Annotated in this window: 1 protein-coding gene and 1 pseudogene; both read left to right on the top strand. The window is 76.4% G+C overall.

All coding sequences use genetic code 11. The annotated features are described in order from the left end of the window. Window positions 1-86 precede the first annotated feature (86 nt). A complete protein-coding gene (locus GTR02_RS21455) occupies window positions 87-1,658 on the top strand; it encodes a methyl-accepting chemotaxis protein (protein WP_166609497.1) in 1,572 nt (523 codons plus the stop codon). A gap of 53 nt (window positions 1,659-1,711) precedes the next feature. Next, window positions 1,712-1,975, top strand: a pseudogene (locus tag GTR02_RS21450) (hypothetical protein); the annotation flags it as partial.

Genomic DNA, 1,975 nt, shown 5'->3' with positions numbered 1-1,975 from the left:
GCCCCGACCGCTCATCCCGCCCGCCCGACCTGCCGATGGGCTCACGTGGTCCCCGTGCGGAGGGCCCGGACGAGGAGCGAGCCACCATGGACCGACCCCCGCGCGCGAGCGCGTCGCTGACCACCCGGATCGCCGGCGCCGCAGGGTGCATGGCCGCCGTCGCCGTCGCGCTGGGCGTGCTCGGAGCGACCGCCTCCCAGGCCCAGAGCGCGGAGCTGGAGTCCTTCCGCAGCGGTGCGCTCGCGCGTCTGGAGACCGTCCGCTCGATCAGCCTGCTCAACGAGCAGGCCGCCAAGACCGCGCTCGCCCTGCAGTTCCTGCCCGGCACGGCCGAGCGCCTCGGCGACGAGCCCCAGGCCATCAGCGCGGACCGCGCCGCCGCCGTGGACGCGCTGCAGGACATGGTGACCGGGCCGGACGTCGTGGTCGCTGCGGACCTCGCGGCGCAGCTGGACACCATGAACACCGCCGGCCCCGCCATCGTGGCCGCGCGCGACGCCGCGACCCGCGAGGCCGCCGCCGGTCAGTACCAGGGCGCCGCGGCGGCGTTCGAGGAGAGCGTGGCCACGCTGCAGGCCAGCGCGTCCGCCGACGTCACCGCCGCCGTCGACACGAGCGCCGCGCAGGCGCGGCGCACGCTGCTCGCCACCGTCGTGCTGCTCGTCGCCGGCCTCGCGCTGGGCGCCGCGGTGCTCGTCGCCGCGATCCGCCGCATCCGCTCCGACGCCGCCGCGATCGCCCTGGCCGCCGAGGCGCTCGCGCGCGGGGACCTGACGGTGGAGACCGGCATCGACCGCGCCGACGAACTCGGCCGCGCCGCGGCCGCGCTCGACGCCGGAGTGCGGCGCCTGCGGGCCGACCTGACCTCCGTGGCCGGCAGCGCCGACACCCTGAGCCGGAACTCCCGCACGCTGTCCGAGACCGGCGTGAGCGCCGGGGAGGCCGCCGAGGTCGCGGCCGCCCAGGTGCGCACGGTCAGCGCGGACATCGCCCAGATCTCCACCAACCTGCAGGCGGTCTCGGCGGGGTCGGAGCAGATGGGCGCCTCGATCCGGGAGATCTCGGCCTCGGCCGCCGAGGCGACCGGGGTCGCCCAGCAGGCCGTCGACGTGGCCGAGCAGACCAACGTCACGGTCGCGCGCCTCGGGGAGAGCTCCACGGAGATCGGCAACGTCGTCAAGGTCATCACCGCGATCGCGGAGCAGACCAACCTGCTCGCGCTCAACGCGACCATCGAGGCCGCGCGGGCGGGGGAGATGGGCAAGGGCTTCGCCGTCGTCGCGGGCGAGGTCAAGGAGCTCGCGCAGCAGACCGCGCGCGCCACCGAGGACATCTCCCAGCGCGTCGCGGCCATCCAGTCCGACACCACGGGCGCCGTCACCGCCATCGGCAGCATCACCGAGGTCATCGCGCGGATCAACGACCTGCAGACGACCATCGCGTCCGCGGTCGAGGAGCAGACGGCCACGACGTCGGAGATCAGCCGGTCGATCGCCGACGCGGCCGAGAGCGCGGGGCGCATCGCCACCGGCATCGACGCGGTGTCCGCGGCCACCGACGCCACCGACCGCTCGGTGGTCTCGACCCGCACCGCCGCCGACGAGGTCACGGGCGTCAGCGACCGGCTGCACGCCGTCGTGGGGGGTTTCCGCTACTGAGCCGACGCGGGCGCGGCACCGCCCTCGCCGAGCCCGACCGGTAGCGTCCGGGCGTGCCGCGCTGGGAGCTGTCCGACCTGACCGACGCCGGGCCGGGCGCGCCCGCGGACCTGCTGCGCGACTACACCGCGCTGAAGGACGTGCAGCTGCGGGCCGTGCGCGAACCCGCCGAGGGGCTGTTCCTCGCCGAGGGCGTCGAGGTCGTCCGGCGCGCGGTCGCCGCCGGGCACCGGCCCCGCTCCTTCCTGCTGACGCCGCAGCGCGCCGACGAGCTGGCCGACCTGCTGCGGGAGGTCGAGGCCCGCCACCCCGGCACC

Origin of the sequence: Kineococcus siccus (genome assembly GCF_009906795.1) — a bacterium.
Lineage (GTDB): Bacteria > Actinomycetota > Actinomycetes > Actinomycetales > Kineococcaceae > Kineococcus > Kineococcus siccus.
This window is presented reverse-complemented; position numbering and strand designations above follow the sequence as displayed.

What these genes read in the sequence shown, in the direction of transcription:
- GTR02_RS21455 (WP_166609497.1), top strand. Translation starts at nt 87, where the DNA reads ATGGACCGACCCCCGCGCGCGAGCGCGTCGCTGACCACCCGGATCGCC.